We start from the raw sequence: 18425 nt of genomic DNA on the forward strand, positions 1-18425 counted from the left end.
AACGTCCGCTATTTCTTTAGATTTTCGTAGATGTGGATATATTGCCGAGCTGAGGCATCCCAGCCGTAATCACCGGCAAAAGCATTTGCCGTAATCTGCTTCCAATGTTCGGGCTGACGGTAGAAGGACAACGCCCTGCGCAGCGTATGCAGCATATCATGTGCGTTGTAATTGCGGAATGAGAAGCCGTTGCCTTCGCCCGTAAATTCGTTGTAGGACTGCACCGTATCGTTCAAACCGCCGGTTTCCCGAACAACGGGAATCGTTCCGTATTGGAGCGCTAGCAATTGACTGATACCGCAAGGCTCGAACCGAGAAGGCATGAGGAACAAATCGCTGCCGGCGTAAATCCGCCGCGACAAGGCGTCGCTGAATTTGATTTGAACCGCCAGCTTTCCCGGGTGACGAGACGCCGCTTCTCGGAACCAATCCTCATAAACACGGTCCCCTGTGCCCAGCAGTACGAATTGTACGTCATTTTCACTCAGCCATTCATCCAGCACCCGGGTAACTAAATCCAGACCCTTAGGTTCGACCAAACGGGTAACCATCGAAACGAGCGGCGTATCCGGCGCTTCCGGCAATCCCAGTTCCCGCTGGAGCACCGGTTTATTGGCTCTCTTCTGCTCCAGGCTGCGGGCATAACGAGCAAACAGCTCCAGATCCGTCTCTGGGTCGTAGGCCTTGGCGTCAATTCCGTTCACAATTCCCGATAATCGCCCGCCCAGCGATCGAAGTAAACCGTCCAACCCATAGCCGTAATGCTCGGTCTTAATCTCCTCGGCATAAGTCGGACTGACTGTTGTCACATGATCGGCATAGACGAGGCCGGCTTTCATGAAGCTGACGTTGCCATAATACTCCACCCCTTCCGGTGTGAAGTAATCCCAAGGGAGACCCAGCAAATCCCCCAGCACTTCTTCCGGAAAAATCCCTTGATACAACAAATTATGTACCGTATAAACGGTGCGAATGTCCCGGTAATCCTGACGATGGCGGTAATGCTCCCTCAGAAGCAGCGGAATCATCGCCGTATGCCAGTCATGGCAATGGATCACATCTGGAAAGAATCCGATCAGCGGAAGCAGCTCGAGCACAGCCCGGTCCAGGAACGCAAACCGCTCGCCATCATCCCAATGCCCATAAACCCCTTCCCTGCCATAATAATCCTCATTATCGATCATGTACACGGGGATCCCTTCCCAGATCAGTTGAGAAACGCCGCCATACTTGTTCCGCCAACCGACCGGAACTTCACCGGTACCTAGATGCTCCAAACGTTCCCGGTAAACGAGTGGCAGTTCACGGTATCTCGGCATCACAATTCTCACATCATGGCCGGCTTCAATTAACGCCTTCGGCAATGCGCCGATTACGTCAGCCAGACCTCCAGTTTTGATAAATGGCGCGACTTCCGCCGCGGCAAACAAGATCTTCATCCTTTCGCCCTCCTTCTTGGCGCTTGACGCTTCCACACCGTCATGCTCAGCGGAGGAAGCGTTACGGTCATGCTTTGGGATTGCCCGTTCCAAGGTGTTTTTTCGCTGAGCGTCGTTTCTAGTTGCAGGTTCCCTGACCCTCTGTACTTGGCATCCTCACTGTTAAACGTAAGTTCATATCGTCCCGGCAGCGGAACACCCACGCGATAATCGGTTCTTTCCACGGGTTGGAAATTTAACAGTACAAGCAGCAAATCTTGCGGTTCCTTTCCTTTTCGCACATACGCAATCACGCTTTGCTTATCATCATCCGGAATCATCCACTGATACCCCGCGGGTTCATGATCTAACTCCCAAAGCGCCCGCTCTTGCAGATAAAAACGGTTTAACGCCTGACAATAAGTCTGAACGTTCCGGTGAGCCTCGTAATCGAGCAGAAACCAATCCAGTTCACCTTGATCCCGCCATTCGATAAATTGGCCGAATTCACCGCCCATAAATATCAGTTTTTTCCCCGGAGTGGTCAACTGATACCCGAACAGCAGGCGAAGTCCGGCGAATTTCTGCTCGTACGTGCCAGGCATTTTGTCCAACAGCGATTTTTTGCCATGTACAACCTCATCATGGGATAACGGAAGCGTGAAGTTCTCCGAATAGGTGTACCAGATCGGAAACGTGAGCAGATGATGGCGACTGGGCCTTTCGTCAAATGGAGTTTCGAAATAATCCAACGTGTCGTTCATCCAGCCCATATTCCATTTGTAATTAAATCCGAGGCCGCCGTGTTCTACAGGAGCCGTAACCTGAGGCCAAGCACTCGACTCTTCCGCCATCATCAAGGCATGCGGGAAGTAGCGAAACACGGCTGTGTTTAACTGCCTCAAAAAATCGATCGCCTCCAGATTCTCACTGCCGCCGAGTTCATTACGCGCTGCCGCCCAGGATGGCTTCTCGAAATCGAGCCGGATCATACTGGTGACGGCATCCACACGCAGCCCATCGAAATGGTACTTTTCAAGCCAATATATCGCACTGGAGATCAAAAAAGAACGAACCTCTGGTCGACGAAAGTCAAAACTAAGTGTCCCCCATCCAGGTTTCTCCGCTTTAGCAGGGTCGGCATACTCATACAATGGCGTTCCATCAAAAAGGCGAAGTCCGTGGTCATCCTTCGTAAAATGGCCGGGTACCCAATCGAGCAGCACCCCGATTCCGTGCTGATGACATTGATCTACGAAATACATCAGATCTTGTGGCACCCCGTAGCGGCTGGTTGGCGCAAAATAGCCGGTAGCCTGATATCCCCAGGATAAGTCATAGGGGTGCTCGCAAAGCGGCATAATTTCAATATGCGTGTAGCCCATTTCCTTCACATAAGGAATTAACAAATCCGCCATCTCGCGATAAGTGTAATACGTCCCATCAGGCCGTTGTCGCCAGGTCCCGAAATGCATCTCATAAATGTTTAAGGGTTGTCCGTATGGAGCGCAGCGGCCTTGAATCCACTCGTCGTCACCCCATACGTAATGATCCAGCGAGGTGACAATCGAAGCTGTTTTCGGCCTCACTTCGGCGTAGAAGGCATAAGGGTCCGCCTTGAAACAGGTCTCCCCATTCGGCCCGGTAATTGCAAACTTGTAAAAACTTCCAACCTGAACATCCGGAAAAAAACGAGTCCAAATTCCCGAATCGGGTATCTTATATAGTACATCACGCGTCCCCTTCCAACCGTTCCAGTCGGCGACAACGGCGACTTGGCATGCATTCGGGGCCCAAACGGTAAAGCGGACACCACGTCTCTCCCCTTCGGTTGCGGGATGAGCGCCAAACGTGCGGTAGCTTTGATATAGCGTCCCTTCACTGAATAAATAAATATCCGTCTGGGACACAGCAGAAGCCCCTGTAGATTCGGACCTGGAATCGAACAAATATGGCACCACCTTTACACGATATGAAAAGAATTCAAGAAACTTTATCAATTTTAAAAAAATTTCAGCATTTACAATGAAATGATGTAATATTTTCGTTCGTTTTCCATAATTTATTCCAACTACATTATATCCTTTAATGTATGTGCTACACAGTCAAAAACATACGGGAGGGAAATGAAATGAGGAAAAAGGACTGTATTGCTATGCTTCTTGCAGGCGGGGAAGGACGGCGCTTGTCTCCGCTGACCACCAAGCAGGCGAAACCGGCCGTGCACTTTGGCGGACAATACCGGATCATCGATTTTCCTCTCAGCAACTGCGTGAATTCCGGGATCGATACGATTGGCGTGCTCACACAATACGAAGCGGCTTCGCTTCACGAGCATATCGGCGAAGGCGAACCCTGGAAGCTAACGCACTCGGAAGACGGCGGGATCACTTTGCTCCCCGCGTTCCGGGAAGGTGTGGAGGAATATGCGGGAACGGCGGACGCCATTTACAAGAACATGGCATTTGTCGACGGCCATTCGCCCAAATACGTCCTTATCCTTTCGGGAGACCATATTTATCATATGGACTACCGTCACATGCTGGAGTTTCATCTGAGTCACCAAGCTAAAGCAACCATTTCGGTGATGCCAGTGCCCTGGGAAGAAGCCCATCGCTTTGGGGTCATGTCCAGGGATGAACGGAACCGCATTACCGAATTCGCGGAGAAACCGCCGCAGCCTTCGAGCAATCTCGCTTCCATGGGCATCTATTTGTTCGAATGGGAATTCTTAAAGCAGCAGTTGATGGAGGATGCCTCTGACCCTTACTCCAGCCATGACTTCGGCAAGGATTTGATCCCGAAAATGCTGGCGGGAAGCGAACCGTTACACGCTTATGAATTCCACGGATATTGGCGCGATGTGGGAACCGTCCATAGTCTGTGGGAGGCGCATATGGATTTGCTCGCTGATACTTCTGAATGGAGGCTTCATCGGGAGGATTGGCCGATGTTCACACGGGAACGTCCGGTCTCTCAGGGGTTTAGCAAAAAACGCAATCTGCTTGCACCCCACTCTCTCGTCCATGATTACTGTTCCCTCGAAGGGTACGCGGAACGTTCGGTGATCTTTAGCGGGGCGGAAATCGGCCGGTATACTCGCATCAAAGACAGCATTATCATGCCAGGGGCCAAAATTGGCCGCAACGTTCAAATCGAGCGAGCCATCATCGGCGAAGGAGCTATCATCAAAGATGGGGCTGTGATCAAAGCAGACCCCGCAGAAATCAACGTTATTGCCCCGTACGAGACGGTATACGCGAAGCCGATGAGCCGGCCTCAGCCGTCGCGTCTGCTTCAGGAGGTTTACGACAACGCGCCTCGGCTGCGGGCGGAGGGTTTGCTCTCCTGACATGAAAAAAGAGGCCTCTTCGAAAGAATCCATGGATGATCTTTCGAGGGTGGCCTCTTTTGGCATTGTCATTAGCATTGTCATTAGCTTTGTAAATAGACTTGGGGATCCAACTGATACAAATTAAATTCGCGTCCGTTTAAGCTGCCTGTTCCTTGGGGTTGGAATCCTAAGTTTTGATACAATCGGTTCAACTTCAGGTTCTGATTCCAGCAGTCAAGACGCAGGCCGGTGCGCTGCAGCGCTTTGGATCGTTTGGCCGCATAACGCAAAATATCGGCGCCTAGCCCAAGCCCGCGGAAGGGCAAACGGATCGTCAGTCGGTGCAGATAGCTGTATCCGGGGATGTTTCGTTCCCCCCAGTATTCCGGATCGGAGTCCTGCAGGGTAAACATCGCCGCCACTTCGCCCGAGCTATGCAGCAGGTAAATCTCCCGCTCCTCGTAGAATGAGCGAATTACCTCCGGCGAGAATTGCTGCGGATTCCATTGCTTAATCCCGTTCTCTTGCATCCAGTTGGCGGCCTCAACCAACATCCGCCGAACCTCTTCCAAATCATCTTCTCCAGCTAAAGTAACGGTAAATGTACCCTGAGCCGTTTCCAGTGTATCGATCAATTTATTCAAGGTAAGTCCCTCCTATTCATAACGATCAATTGGCTTTATCGCTGGGTTTGCGTCCCGGTCGGTGCGCTATCATTTAGCAACGGTAGCGTGACCGAAACGGTTGTCCCGACACCTAACTCGCTTTGAATCTCCATTGCCCCATGATGCAGTTCAACCAACTGCTGGCTGATCGCCAGTCCCAGCCCGGTACCGCCTCCCTGGTGATTCACCTGGAAGAAGCGATCTTTCACTTTGTTCAAATACTCCTCACTAATACCTATTCCGGTATCGATGACTTCAACCCGTACGCGTTCGTTCTCCACACGGCTAATAACGAGATGGATCCAGCTTTGCTCATGGGAGAATTTAATCGCATTATCCACCACATTCAGGAACACTTGCTTCAAGCGGTTGCCGTCCCCGCTGATGATGGAGCTGCCTTCGGTTTTGTCCTCGAGTTTCAATTGAATTTGCTTCTGCTCCGCTTTGGCCCAGACGTTCAGCATCGTCTCCTGGAGCAGTTCCTTGAGGTTTACCTCGCCGATCACCAGCTTCATTTCATTAGATTGCAATTTCGAGAAATCAAGGATCTCTTCGACAAGACCGATTAAGCGATCGGTTTCCTTGGCAATGATGCCCATCCCAATTTTCGTCTCCTCGGGATCGAAGCCGCCGGAGGTCAACGTTTCGCTCCATCCTTTAATACCCGTGAGCGGCGTACGCAACTCGTGCGATATCGAAGAGATGAAATCGTCTTTGATCTGATTACTGCGAACGATCTCCTCGGCCATATAATTTAAGGTCGAAGCCAACTCGCCCAATTCATATCGATAATTCCCCTTGATTCGTGCATCAAATTTGCCCCGTGCCATTTGTGCCGATACCGCGCGGATATTATTAATGGGCCTAACGATCGAATTTGCTAATCCGATGCTAAACAGCGTTACTAAAGCCAGCACGGCTGCCGAAACAGCAATGGACATAAACGTTAAGTTTAGCAGCTTGGAATTCACCGACTCCATCGAGGTGACGTAGCGAACGATGTATTGCGTCTGCCCTTGAATCTGCAGCGGCCTGGACACCGCCATCACCAGTTCACCGGTCGCCGTCTGCCGTCCAATCCACTTCCCGACGCTGCCAGCCAACGCTTGCGGAACATCGCTCGTTTGTATCGCTTTGTCCGCCTGAAATGCGTTAGTGCTCGCTTTGACTTCGCCGCTGCGATCCAGAATCATCAACTCGGTGTTGTCGAGTTCAAAAGTACGCAGCATCTCCGTAAAATAATCCGGATCCCCTTCCGCATTCAGCCGGACGAACTTCTGAAAGTAATCCGAAGCCCACATCGAATGATTGGACATATGGTTATAGATCGTATCGTAATAGTACATGCGAATGGCCAGAGTAAAGATGACCTCCACCATGAACAAGGTTACGAATACGACGATGAAATAGTGTAAGACGATCTGCCGTCCAATCCCTTTCTTGATCATTGTCCCTCGCCTTTCCACTTATAACCGTGCCCCCACACGGTTTGCAGGAAAGCCGGTTCGGACGGATTAGCTTCGATTTTTTGCCGCAAACGGCGAATATTCACGTCCACGATCTTCGGATCACCCATATACTCCTTGCCCCACACATGATCCAGGAGCAAATCGCGGCTGAGCGGTGTATTCTCCTTCTCCAGGAAAAATTGGATCAACGAAAACTCGGTAGGAGTCAACTCGATCAGTTGACCGTTCTTCTTGAATTGTTTCGAGATCAAATCCAGCGTAAACGGACCGGAAGTAAACGTCACCTTCGCACTGCTCTCCCGATAGACATTCACTCGGCGCAGCAAGGACTGGATTCGCGCGATCAACTCGGTGGGGCTGAACGGCTTGCTGACGTGATCATCCGCACCGACAGACAACGCGTAGACCTTATCCTGCTCCTGTACTTTGGCGGTTAGAAAAATAATCCCGATCCGTTCGTTCGTTTCGCGGATTCGGCGGCACACCTCAAACCCGTCAATTCCCGGCACCATCACATCGAGGAGCGCGATGTCGATGTCTGGTACACTCTGCAGCTTGCTTAACGCTTCATTACCGTCCGCCGCCTCAAGGACGTCAAAGCCGTTGCGTTTCAAGTTAATGACGATAAAACTGCGGATAGACTCCTCGTCCTCCAAAATCAGCACTTTACTCAATTTGCTTGCCCCCTCTTCAAAAAAACGGCTTAACGCTTGATTTCCGTCTCGCCTTTATTAACCTTCAAATCCGTATGGCTGAGGAACCCGATCACCTTATCGGCATCCCGCGCAAGCAGATCCCAATCCGCTTTATTCCGTTCCCATTCCGACAGCGTAAAGAAGCGGATCTCTGCCACCGGTTCGTTCGTGTCGGTTTTGACGAAAATCAAGTGCTCGTTTTTGTCCGATTTCGTATCAATCGTCACGTTCCCTTGCCATTCTTTCGGGAAATTGAAGTAGAAACGTCCGGCCATATCCATGTACTGCTGCATCACGAACTTGAGCCCATCTTTCTCTTCCCATTGATAATACGAAAACAGCCAAGGAATTTCATCGAATGAAATATATTCCCAGCCCTTCGGCTTCTCAAGCATGCCGATCTCCAGCAGGCCGTCGTTATTGACATCCCCGCTAAGGATGGGATACCCCTTTAACGTCATATCCTGCGAAGGCAGCAGATTGATGAGCTGCCCTTCCTTCATGACGATAACCGTCGAGAAAGCGGAGTGGGTTCCAACTGTAGCATCCAGAATAATCCCTTTTAGGTTACGTGTGATATTCCCGCTGACCGCATTATAGTACTCGCTGATGGGATCGTCGAGTTCCAGATGGCTCAATTCCTTAAAAGATCCGTCATATTGGTAAGTCGTTACCGTCGCATATTGCTCGCGTTTTAAATTCACGACCGTAATGTCCGGAATCTCGTCCTTGTTCAAATCGTCTACCATAAAATAATGATACGGGAGTGCGATCGCCTTCTCGACTTCAGTTCCATCGTAAGTATATACGGTTAACCCTTTTTGAAGTTCCTCGGAACCGCTGGAGAAGCCAGCGATGATCTCCAGATTACCATCGCCGTTCAAGTCGAGCAGATCAAACGTTTCGAGCACTTGGCCTTCGCCGTCGAATCGTACTTTCAGCGCCCAGGAGTTCCCCTGATGCTCCAAGATCATCCCGTGAATCCGCACCGCTTCATCCGGTGTTTCATAAAACACCACCGCCTCTTTAATCCCGTCGTTATTCAGGTCGGGCGTCCGGATGGAGCTGATGTTGCGCACATCACGCGGCGAGACGATTTCTCCGCCCTTCAGCTCCGCCTTAATGACGCTGATCAGCGACGCGCGATCCGTGGAGAGCTGCGGGGTTTGCATTAGCGATTTCGGATCGCTTATAAAACTGCAGCCGCTCAGGATCAGAAGCAAGCAAGCTCCTGCCCAAGCGGTTATCCTCCTTTTGGTGAACATTCTCATCACTCGTTTCATGCCAGATCAATCAGGCGTTTATCTTCCGGCGTCAAGCGACGACCGGATACGTCAAGCTTAAGTTCCCCCTCAAGAAGACCCCAGATACGCGTGCAGTAACGCTCCGCATATTCCAGCGGCAACGCCGCAATCACGATTTTGTCCTGCTGTGTGCAGAGCTCTTTCAGGGTCTCCAATACCCGTTCCGCCGACTTGGGATCAAGACCGATCACCGGTTCGTCCGCAGCAAGGAAGCTCGCTCCGTGGACCAGAGCCCGGCAGATCGCCACGCGCTGGCGTTCGCCGCCGCTGAGTTTGCCGGCCTTGACATGAGCTTTGTCCAGCAGACCGTATTTCTCCAGCTCGTCCATCGCTCCCATGTAATCATCCGACCGCACCATTCCGGTCAGGCGGCGCAACAGCGGAGTTTGCCCCGCTTGTCCGATCAAGACATTCTTCAGCGCGGTTTTTTCGGGATACATTGACGGGTTCTGTTCAAGATACGCACACCGGGAACGATATTTCTGTGAGCCGCTTCCGCCGCCTTCGATTACCTTGTCCCCATTCCACATATAATCTCCACGGTTCCAACGTTCACGCAGCGCTAAGCAGCGAAGAAGCGTGCTTTTGCCACTGCCGCTCGCCCCGACCACACCGATCATTTCTCCTGCGCCAAACTGGACAGTAATATCGCGGAGCACCTTCTTCTTATTCCCATCCACTGATTTTAATAAGTGGTTGACTCTAATCATATCCGATTTCTCCTTCTACGTAAGACGCACTTTGTCAGTCATGCGATTTCCTTTACCTTTTAGTGTATTGGAAAAACCGGCGAAAATCCATTACAGCCTGTTCATATTTGCGCTTTTTTTGCCAAGTTCCGACTTAAACGCGAACCCGGACGCGGAAAACAGCAGATATGCCAAGCCCAGGAGAAGGAACAACAGCGGGGCTGCGCCCAGCTGCATCGCTGCTCCGCCGAGATTCGGGCCAACGATACTCCCAAAGTTGAAGTGGAAAGATGCAATGACATTGGCCACCGGCAGCAAATGACGCGGAAGCAAATCTGCGGCGTACGCCAGTCCTAGCGAGAAGAACGAACCAACCAGGCCGCCGGCCCCCATAAACAAGAGCAATAACGCCATGAAATGGTTGCCGGCCAGCGGCACGGCCAAGAACAGCAGCCCGCCGGTCATCCCGGCGGCCATCAGGACTTTCTTGCGGCCGTATCGGTCGCTGAGCATGCCTAGCGGGAGCTGGAGAATCAGCCCGCCGATCCCGAAGAACGGCAGTAGCGCAGCGATATCCGCGGCGCTAAGACCCGATCGCAAGCCGTAAATGGGGAAGTTACTATTCATAGAAGCTTCCATATAACCGTAGAGCAGCGAAGGTAGCAAGGCAAACCAGGCCAAACGATAAATATGCGGGATTTTGCGCGGAGCACCAGGCTCCTCCTGACGAACCGGTTCCGGCGCGCGGTTTGGCAAATAAACTGCCGCAAGAAGAACGATGGCCAGAAACAAGAGTGCTAATATGACAAACGGCACGGCATGCCCGAATTCCAGGAGCCGGATGCCCAGCGGTCCGATGCTGAAGCCAAGTCCGTAGGACATCCCGTATAACGAGATGTTCCGGCCTCTTTTATCCGGTGGCGACACTAAAATAATCCATAATTGCGAAGTAAAATGAATGGCGCTGTCTCCGATCCCAACCAGCAATCGCAAGATAAACCAAAGCCGCAAATCCGATACGAGCGGAAATACCGGCAGAGCGAGCATAACGAGAACGATACCTCCCAGCAACAGGGGCTTGAACCCGGTGCGGCGAAGCAGCTTTTCGGCAACCAGAGACATGGCGAAGGATCCAACATATAATGCGGCTGCATGCAGCCCATTGACGGAGGAGGAAATCCCCCTTTCTTCCATAAATATGGACAACACCGGCAGCAGCAGCCCTTGACTGAGACCGGCGATCACGATGACAGCAATCAGGATAAACGTTGGCGTAAATAAACGATGGGTTCTTGATGTCAATAGATTCAAATGAAGCACTCCTTTGTTAAAAACAAAGAAAAAATCGTCAAAACGCTGACGACTTTTCTCAAAATGATCTTTTCCCGATAATCCTTAAACATTATAGTGGACAATCCCCTCCCTAACAAGCCATAATGAATCTGAATGCTAAGATCTTTGGGAGGTTTGTTCTGTCATGGCCTATGATGTGAAAGTGGACCATTCCTTGGTCTACGAACTGATCAGCAGCTTTATGATATATACAACGCAAAAATGGGTGAACAATTTGGACGTAGGTCCGGAATGGATCGCCGAAATCGACGCCCGCCTCACGCCGGAAGAACGCCGGCAGTTCGCTGAAGCGGCAAAGTTCCCGTTCACCGACTACGATGTGTTGTATGTTTGGGCGTTGGAGCGAGACGGAGCTGGCGAGGTGTCCAAGTTTCTGAACGAGTTGGCGGAACTCCCCGTCGACACTCTTTACCACCGCACCAAATCCTACATTCCCGCTGTGAATAATGATACTATAGAACGGATTCGCAGCAACTACATTCCATTGTTGAACTGTTGGCAGCGCCTTTATTTCGGCCCAAATGAAAACCAATTTCTCCCGCTGCTGGAGGAAGATGCAGCCGAGAAGCACACGTTGCTGCAGAAGATGGATACCGACGCACTGATCGAATACGCCTCCGGTGGCTTGGTGCTGGAACCTCTGAAACCGATCACTCAGGTTGTGCTGACCCCTTCGATTCATTTTCGGCCGATCAATACATATGTCTTCTACGAAAATGTGCTATTTATCCAGTATCCCTTGGATATCCCGGAACTTGACGCAGATGAACCGCCGATGGTGTTAAAACGTCTAACCCGCGCGCTTGCCAAACCGCAGCGTTTGCGCCTCCTCCGCTACGTCGCCGACGAGCCGAAGTCCATGCAGGAAATGCTGACAGATCTTGGCGAGCCCAAGGAACAGTTGATGCACGACTTGATGCGGCTTCGAGTTGCCGGCTTACTGCGTATCCACCTACTGGCTCAGGACACGGAGAAATTCAGCATCCGACCGGACGGCGCGGCGGAGCTGCAGATGTTCCTGGAATCCTATATTCGTTTATAGCCAAGGTTGCCAATGGTCCTTTGGCGGGACGCTTTCGCTTGTGTTAGGATAGAGTTAGATGTAGAGACAAGCGTTTCTTGGATAAAGGAGTGACCCGTTCAATGAATAAGACCCTGCTTCAACAAGTCATTTTTGACTTGGACGATACATTGGTTCATTGCAATAAATATTTCGATTTGATTCTGGATCAATTTGCCGACCTGCTAACGGATTGGTTCAAAATGTACGGCATCTCGACTGCGGAAATCCGAGAGAAACAAACGGAAATCGACGTCGCCGGTGTCCATCAGATTGGGTTTGCCAGCTCGCATTTTCCCGAGTCACTGGTCGATACGTACCGGTATTACATCCGGCTGACGGGACGCAAGGGGCTCCCTGAAGAGGAAGACCGGTTAATGAAACTCGGACTTAGCGTATATGAGCTGCCAATCGAACCTTATCCCGGGATGGTCGAAACGCTAAATCTCTTGCGCAGCCAAGGCCATGAGCTCCATTTGTACACCGGCGGCGAAACTGTGATCCAACAGCGGAAGATTGAGCAGATGCGGTTGGCCGATTATTTTCAGGACCGGATTTATATCCGCCAGCACAAAAATGCCGAGGCACTGGAAGAGATCTTGCACGCAAGACAGTTTGACCGATCCCGTACCTGGATGATCGGCAACAGCTTGCGTACCGATGTCATGCCTGCCATTTCCGCTGGAATCAAAGCAGTATATATTAAAATCCCCAATGAGTGGCTGTACAACATTGTAGAACTCCAGCACGACGGGGATGCGGAGATGCATACGGTCACTTCGCTCGAAGAAGTCCCGAGGGTGATCTATAATCATATTCATCAAACCGAACGACAAAAACGGACCTTATAAAGGTCCGTTTTTGTGTTTTCATATCAGGTTCGGGAAGGCTCCGTCTCCAACAGTTCCAGTTTGCCTGTCGTCCGGTCAGCCAGAGAGATGCGCGCTTTTATCTCACTATCCTCACGTTTGAACGACAACAGCTGAGTTTGACCTTTTGCCAGCAGAGCGTTCAACATAGCCGGCGAAATCTTCTTGCCTTCAAACTCTTTCCAAATCACAAAACCGCAGCCTTGTTTATAGTGCGTGCAGCCGTAACCTTTACGGCCTTCGATCAACTGTCCGCCGCAGCCTTCGCGCGGACAAGGCGCAAGTGGCTGCATACTGCCTGCGGGCGGCTTAGCCGTGGCAGTACGGCGTTCGCCCTTTTCGGCAGCGGTAGCACCGGTAGCCGTGCGGCCGGATTTTCCGCTGCCGCTGCTGCTCCGACTTCCTCCGCGTCGACCGCCTTTGTCCGCCTCCTCCGTGCCAAACATGGAGGCGTCCGCCTTTTGCTGCGTACGCACCTTCTCAATGATCGAAATCGTGAACCGGCGTACGTTATCCATAAACTTCTCCCGGGCTGCTTCACCCTTGGAAATCTGATATAATCTCCGCTCCCATTGACCGGTCATCTCCGGCGAGGTCAACAGTTCAACGCCCGCGCGCCGGATCAACTCCACCGCTGTACGACCTTTTTGCGTGACGGTGATCTTCTTGCCCTGCATCGTAATGTATCCCACATTCTTCAGCCGTTCAATTGTCGCCGCCCGCGTAGCCGGAGTACCAAGACCGGCATCCTTCATCGCATCGCGTAACTCTTCGTTCTCGAGTTGCTTCCCGGCGCTTTCCATCGCTTTCAGCAGCGTCCCCTCTGTGAAATGCTTCGGTGGCTGCGTGGCTTTCTCCTTCGCTTCTGCGCCTGTACATTGCACCGGACGGTCCTTGTCGATCTGGAACGGTTCGCTGACCAGATCCTCGGACTCCTCTTCCTCGTCCCTCTTCTTCCCGCGTCCGCTCCCGGATTTCGCCCCGTCATCCCCTGGTAAACACACCTTCCAACCAAGGGACAGCAGCTCTTTGACATTCGTCTTGAACGTTTCGCTTTCCACTTCAGTCAGCACCGTATGCTGCTTATATTCGGCTGCCGGATAGAAATGCGATAAGAACCGCCGAATGACAAGATCGTAGACGTTCTGTTCTTCCTTACTTAAGGTGCCTGGTCGCCGTAACGTCGGCAGGATCGCATGGTGATCCTCAACCCGCGTTGGATTACATACCGCCTTGTTGCCGACATGCACCAGATTGGGCCGGCCGCCTTCAGCCAGTTCCTTGTAGCTCGAAGACTTCAGCATGTGAAGCACTTTGTGCATCCCGTCGATATTCTGTTCGGTCACATAGTTGGAGCTTGTCCGTGGATAGGAGATCACCTTATGACGTTCATAGAGCGCTTGAGCGATGTCCAACGTCTTTTTGGCGGAATAGCCGAATTTCGCATTGGCCTCTCGCTGCAATAAGGTCAGATCGTACAGCTTGTACGGGTACTCCTTCGTCTCTTTGACTTCGTATTCCGTGATTCGTCCTTCCTTGCCGCGAACCTTCTCGGCGATGGCCGCCGCCTTCTCCCCGTCCGTCAGCCGATCGCCTTGCCAGCTTCCCGTGTACTTGCGTGCGACCTGTTCAAATTCAGCTTTGATCTCGTAGTAGGTCAGCGAGTCGAAGTTCTCAATTTCCTTCTGACGGTCGTAAATCAGCGCCAGCACCGGGGTTTGCACTCGGCCAACCGATAACAACTCCCGATGTTTGGTCGTAAACGCCCGCGTAGCGTTCATCCCGATCAGCCAATCCGCTTCGCTCCGCGCCCTTGCAGCCATCGTCAGATTCTCGAACTCAGACGCGTCATGCAGCTCGGCAAACCCTTTGGCAATGCTTTCGCTCGTCAAGTCGGAGATCCACAACCGTTTCACGGGTTGCGTTAACATTAACTGTTGCTGGATCAGCGCAAAAATATACTGCCCTTCGCGCGCAGCATCGCAGGCGTTCACGATCGCGTCACAGCGTTTGGCCAGCTCGCCTATCGTCTTCAATTGATCTTTCGTTCGCGGGTTCGGCACGATCTTGAACTGATCCGGCAGGATCGGCAGATCGCCGAAATTCCAACGTTTGAATCTATCGTCATAGGCGTCCGGCTCGGCCAAACCCAACAAATGACCTATCGCCCAAGTGATGATGTAGCGCTCTCCCTCCAGATAGGACCGGTTGTTCTTTGCCTTCGGCTCAATGACTGCAGCGATGGTCCGTCCCATATCCGGTTTTTCGGCAATTACGAGCGTTTTCATGCTTAAGCGCCCCTCTTCCTCTGTCTCTCCATCTAAAAAAGAGCCGCGCTCCGCGCAGCTCTAGTAAGCTAGTACCTATTATAGCATATGGACCCAGGATCGTCCTGTAAAAATCTTCAGACGAGTAGAGGCGTTACACCAGCACCGTCGATCCCATCAGGTATTTATCCACTTCACGGGCCGCTTCTCGGCCTTCGTTGATTGCCCATACAACTAAGCTTTGGCCGCGGCGCATGTCACCGGCAGCAAACACTTTATCCACGTTTGTCTTGAACTGGCCGTATTTCGCCTTCACATTGGTGCGGCGGTCTTTATCCAGACCCAATTCATCTGCCAAAGTAGATTCCGGTCCATCGAATCCGATGGCGATCAACGCCATTTGTGCGGGAAAAACGCGTTCCGTACCCGGGATCGGCTGATAGATTTTGCGGCCGCTCTCATCAACAGTCCGTTGAATTTGTACCGTGTGAAGCTCTTTCAAGTTGCCGTTCTCGTCTCCGACGAAACGTGTTGTCATGATCGAGAATTCACGCGGATCATCGCCGAACAACGCTTTGGCTTCTGCTTGGGCATAGTCGAGCGTGTACACGTTCGGGAACTGCGGCCAAGGATTGCTGATCGAATCACGCTCCAATGGCGCTTTGGCGTGAGTGCCAAACTGTGTGATACTGCGGCAACCATGGCGCAGTGCTGTTGCCACACAGTCAGAACCGGTGTCGCCGCCGCCGATGACAATCACGTCTTTCCCTTCCGCCGACAAATATTGCTCGTCGGTTAAACCGGAGTCCAGATAACTCTTGATCGTACCATTCAAGAACGGCATGGCATAATGGACCCCGTTCAGGTTGCTGCCTTCGATACTAAATTCACGAGGTTTTGTCGCACCGCCGCACAGAACCACCGCGTCGAATTCGTCGACGAGTTGCTGTGCTTTGATGTCCTTACCGATCTCCGTCTTGGTGACAAATTGAACACCTTCCGCCGCCAGTAGATCAACACGACGTTGTACAACCGCTTTGTCCAGCTTCATCGTTGGAATCCCATACATCAGGAGGCCCCCGATCCGATCCGAACGCTCGTAAACAGTCACCTCATGGCCTGCTTTATTTAATTGAGCCGCACAGGCAAGACCCGCGGGTCCGGAGCCAACAACCGCCACTTTACGGCCTGTCCGCTTCTCCGGAGGTTCCGGTACGACCCAACCTTCTTCGAATCCTTTATCGATAATCGCCTGCTCAATCGTCTTGATAGTCACCGGTTGCCCGATCAGCCCCACCGTACAGGAGCCTTCACAAGGCGCAGGACAGACCCGGCCCGTAAATTCCGGGAAATTGTTCGTTTTGTGCAAGCGGTCCAATGCTTCCCTCCACAGGTTTCTATAGACCAGGTTGTTCCATTCCGGAATCAGGTTGTGCACCGGACACCCGGAGGTTCCACCGATCATTTCGATTCCCGTATGGCAATACGGCGTACCGCAATCCATGCAGCGTGCGCCCTGGGTGCGCAGTTCTTCTTCCGCCATATGCTTATGAAATTCTTCCCAGTCCTTTACCCGTTCGGACGGGCTACGGTCTCCGGGAAGCTCGCGTTTGAACTCCATAAATCCTGTTGGTGTAGACATCAAAAAGTTCCCCCATCCGTCATCAGTGTATCTTGATGTTAGCATTCGGGGGAACGGTTATTAATGGATTATTGATATGATAATTTGTACTGATCATCACATCATTTGCGGCGTTCGTAAGTCAGAAAACGATAATCATAGGGGTTCTTCTCGTCTCGCACTCCTGGTTCCTCATGGACTAATTTGAAATCTTCCCATGAAAAGTGAGGAAAAAATACATCGCCTTCGATGTCTTCCTCGATCCGGGTCACCAGCAGCCGATCCGCCAGCGGCAAGAAGTGTTGGAACACGCCCGCACCGCCGATAATCACCAGTTCGCCACGCTCCGCATAGGTCAACGCTTCTTCCACCGAATGGACGACGTCCGCTCCCTCCGCGATGTAAGAGGCATCCGCCGTAATGACGACGCTATGCCGATTCGGTAACGGCTTACTGCCCATAGATTCCCATGTTTTACGGCCCATAACGATGGTTTTTCCCGTTGTCTGGGCCTTAAAAAACTTCAGATCGGCCGGCAACCTCCAAGGAAGTTGATTGTTCCGACCTATGGTCCCATTTCTGGACATCGCCCAAATGAGCGTAATCATCCCCATGTGATCCCCTCCTAATTTGAAGATATTAAACAGCCACCGTCGCTTTAATAGTGGGATGGAACTGATAATCTACAAACTCGAAATCCTCATACACGTAGTCAAAAATCGAGTCCGGTTTACGTTTGATCACCAGCTTCGGCAACGGATAAGGCTCGCGCTCCAATTGGGTTTGCACCTGCTCCACGTGATTGTTGTAAATATGCACATCCCCGCCGGACCAAATAAACTCGCCAACCTCTAGATCACATTGTTGGGCGATCATATGGGTGAGCAACGCGTAACTGGCAATGTTAAACGGCAGACCCAGGAACGTATCCACCGAACGCATCGTCAGCATGCAGGACAGCTTGCCGTTCGCCACATAAAATTGAAAGACAAAATGGCATGGCGGCAGCTTCATTTGATCTACCTCGGCCACATTCCAGGCGCTGACCAGATGGCGGCGCGAATCGGGATTCTTCTTGATCGCTTCTACGACAGCGGCGATTTGATCAATCTTCCGACCGTCCGGCGCTTCCCAGGAGCGCCATTGCGAGCCATATACGGGCCCAAGTTCGCCGTTCTCGTCTGCCCACTCGTCCCAGATGCGAACGCCATGCTCCTTTAGATAAGCTATATTCGTATCGCCGCGCAAAAACCACAGCAGCTCATGGATCACCGATTTCAAATGGATCCGCTTAGTCGTCACCAAGGGGAAGCCCTCGCTTAAATCGAAACGAAGCTGGCGACCAAATACAGAGCGTGTCCCGACGCCGGTTCGGTCCTCTTTCGGCGTCCCGTTCTTTAGAACATCCTCCAGTAAGTTTAAATAATTTCTCATCATCTACACCCCGTCACGTTGGTCTATAATCCATCCTATTATAGCAGACTTCAACGACTTCGTGACAAGAATACTTGTTCGCATTGTACCTTGACATCCTCAGTTTTGAAGGTTATAGTAATAGAACCATATCCTAATAGATCAACGCGAGTGAAGCACCTCGCAAGGTAGGCGTTAATGCCTGTCTTGGAGGTGCTTTTTTTGCGTTGTCGTTAGGACTGGAAAATAAATTCTGTTGGGAGCTGAT

At 51.7% G+C, this 18425-nt stretch carries 15 protein-coding genes; 3 read left to right on the plus strand and 12 right to left on the minus strand.

Translation table 11 applies throughout. The annotated features are described in order from the left end of the window. Window positions 1–8 precede the first annotated feature (8 nt). Both glgA and glgB read right to left on the minus strand, forming a co-directional pair. A complete protein-coding gene (gene glgA / locus M0651_RS06310) occupies window positions 9–1439 on the minus strand; it encodes a glycogen synthase GlgA (protein ID WP_248550993.1) in 1431 nt (476 codons plus the stop codon). Further along, the gene (glgB, locus tag M0651_RS06315) at window positions 1436–3367 is read right to left on the minus strand and encodes a 1,4-alpha-glucan branching protein GlgB (RefSeq protein WP_248550994.1); all 1932 of its coding nucleotides are present in this window, start codon (window positions 3365–3367) and stop codon (window positions 1436–1438) included. Before glgB ends, glgA begins: the two co-directional genes overlap by 4 nt. A gap of 182 nt (window positions 3368–3549) precedes the next feature. On the opposite strand from glgB, the gene M0651_RS06320 reads away from it, so the two are divergent. Then, complete coding sequence (locus tag M0651_RS06320; protein WP_248550995.1) at window positions 3550–4770, plus strand: glucose-1-phosphate adenylyltransferase; 1221 nt, start codon at window positions 3550–3552, stop codon at window positions 4768–4770. Between the two features lie 83 nt (window positions 4771–4853). Here the strand turns inward: M0651_RS06320 and M0651_RS06325 are convergent, their stop codons facing one another. The 6 genes from M0651_RS06325 to M0651_RS06350 form a co-directional block, all read right to left on the minus strand. Continuing rightward, a complete protein-coding gene (locus tag M0651_RS06325) occupies window positions 4854–5396 on the minus strand; it encodes a GNAT family N-acetyltransferase (protein WP_248550996.1) in 543 nt (180 codons plus the stop codon). Between the two features lie 35 nt (window positions 5397–5431). Further along, complete coding sequence (locus M0651_RS06330; RefSeq protein ID WP_248550997.1) at window positions 5432–6865, minus strand: sensor histidine kinase; 1434 nt, start codon at window positions 6863–6865, stop codon at window positions 5432–5434. Beyond that, window positions 6862–7560 (minus strand): response regulator transcription factor, encoded by a 699-nt coding sequence (locus tag M0651_RS06335; protein ID WP_248550998.1) that lies wholly within the window; start codon window positions 7558–7560, stop codon window positions 6862–6864. Before M0651_RS06335 ends, M0651_RS06330 begins: the two co-directional genes overlap by 4 nt. A gap of 29 nt (window positions 7561–7589) precedes the next feature. Then, on the minus strand, window positions 7590–8846 hold the full coding sequence (locus M0651_RS06340) for a hypothetical protein (RefSeq protein WP_248550999.1): 1257 nt from the start codon (window positions 8844–8846) through the stop codon (window positions 7590–7592). 14 nt (window positions 8847–8860) lie between these two features. Then, window positions 8861–9595: a phosphonate ABC transporter ATP-binding protein gene (locus M0651_RS06345; protein ID WP_248551000.1), complete on the minus strand. Its 735-nt coding sequence runs from the start codon at window positions 9593–9595 to the stop codon at window positions 8861–8863. Between the two features lie 90 nt (window positions 9596–9685). Next, window positions 9686–10885 carry an MFS transporter gene (locus tag M0651_RS06350; protein WP_248551001.1) on the minus strand — a complete coding sequence of 400 codons (1200 nt, stop codon included), beginning with the start codon at window positions 10883–10885 and terminating at the stop codon, window positions 9686–9688. A 166-nt stretch (window positions 10886–11051) separates the two neighbouring features. Between M0651_RS06350 and M0651_RS06355 the strand changes: the two genes are divergently transcribed. After that, window positions 11052–11969, plus strand: a complete 918-nt coding sequence (locus tag M0651_RS06355; protein ID WP_248551002.1) for a helix-turn-helix domain-containing protein — start codon at window positions 11052–11054, stop codon at window positions 11967–11969. Between the two features lie 101 nt (window positions 11970–12070). Then, window positions 12071–12838, plus strand: a complete 768-nt coding sequence (locus tag M0651_RS06360) for an HAD family hydrolase (RefSeq protein WP_248551003.1) — start codon at window positions 12071–12073, stop codon at window positions 12836–12838. A 23-nt stretch (window positions 12839–12861) separates the two neighbouring features. Here the strand turns inward: M0651_RS06360 and M0651_RS06365 are convergent, their stop codons facing one another. The 4 genes from M0651_RS06365 to thyA form a co-directional block, all read right to left on the minus strand. Continuing rightward, window positions 12862–15144 (minus strand): type IA DNA topoisomerase, encoded by a 2283-nt coding sequence (locus tag M0651_RS06365; protein WP_248551004.1) that lies wholly within the window; start codon window positions 15142–15144, stop codon window positions 12862–12864. Window positions 15145–15277: 133 nt separating this feature from the next. After that, on the minus strand, window positions 15278–16765 hold the full coding sequence (locus M0651_RS06370) for a glutamate synthase subunit beta (RefSeq protein WP_248551005.1): 1488 nt from the start codon (window positions 16763–16765) through the stop codon (window positions 15278–15280). A gap of 101 nt (window positions 16766–16866) precedes the next feature. Then, window positions 16867–17352: a dihydrofolate reductase gene (locus M0651_RS06375; RefSeq protein WP_372490896.1), complete on the minus strand. Its 486-nt coding sequence runs from the start codon at window positions 17350–17352 to the stop codon at window positions 16867–16869. A 31-nt stretch (window positions 17353–17383) separates the two neighbouring features. Then, window positions 17384–18178, minus strand: a complete 795-nt coding sequence (gene thyA / locus M0651_RS06380) for a thymidylate synthase (RefSeq protein ID WP_248551007.1) — start codon at window positions 18176–18178, stop codon at window positions 17384–17386. Window positions 18179–18425: the final 247 nt, after the last annotated feature.

This window comes from Paenibacillus mellifer, assembly GCF_023195895.1.
Taxonomy (GTDB): Bacteria; Bacillota; Bacilli; order Paenibacillales; family Paenibacillaceae; genus Fontibacillus; species Fontibacillus mellifer.

Excerpts from the sequence above, each read along its gene's own strand:
- glgA (WP_248550993.1), bottom strand. The coding sequence starts at position 1,439 with ATGAAGATCTTGTTTGCCGCGGCGGAAGTCGCGCCATTTATCAAAACT.
- M0651_RS06320 (WP_248550995.1), top strand. The coding sequence starts at position 3,550 with ATGAGGAAAAAGGACTGTATTGCTATGCTTCTTGCAGGCGGGGAAGGA.
- M0651_RS06330 (WP_248550997.1), bottom strand. The coding sequence starts at position 6,865 with ATGATCAAGAAAGGGATTGGACGGCAGATCGTCTTACACTATTTCATC.
- M0651_RS06340 (WP_248550999.1), bottom strand. The coding sequence starts at position 8,846 with ATGTTCACCAAAAGGAGGATAACCGCTTGGGCAGGAGCTTGCTTGCTT.
- M0651_RS06345 (WP_248551000.1), bottom strand. The coding sequence starts at position 9,595 with ATGATTAGAGTCAACCACTTATTAAAATCAGTGGATGGGAATAAGAAG.
- M0651_RS06355 (WP_248551002.1), top strand. The coding sequence starts at position 11,052 with ATGGCCTATGATGTGAAAGTGGACCATTCCTTGGTCTACGAACTGATC.
- M0651_RS06360 (WP_248551003.1), top strand. The coding sequence starts at position 12,071 with ATGAATAAGACCCTGCTTCAACAAGTCATTTTTGACTTGGACGATACA.
- M0651_RS06365 (WP_248551004.1), bottom strand. The coding sequence starts at position 15,144 with ATGAAAACGCTCGTAATTGCCGAAAAACCGGATATGGGACGGACCATC.
- M0651_RS06370 (WP_248551005.1), bottom strand. The coding sequence starts at position 16,765 with ATGTCTACACCAACAGGATTTATGGAGTTCAAACGCGAGCTTCCCGGA.
- M0651_RS06375 (WP_372490896.1), bottom strand. The coding sequence starts at position 17,352 with ATGATTACGCTCATTTGGGCGATGTCCAGAAATGGGACCATAGGTCGG.
- thyA (WP_248551007.1), bottom strand. The coding sequence starts at position 18,178 with ATGAGAAATTATTTAAACTTACTGGAGGATGTTCTAAAGAACGGGACG.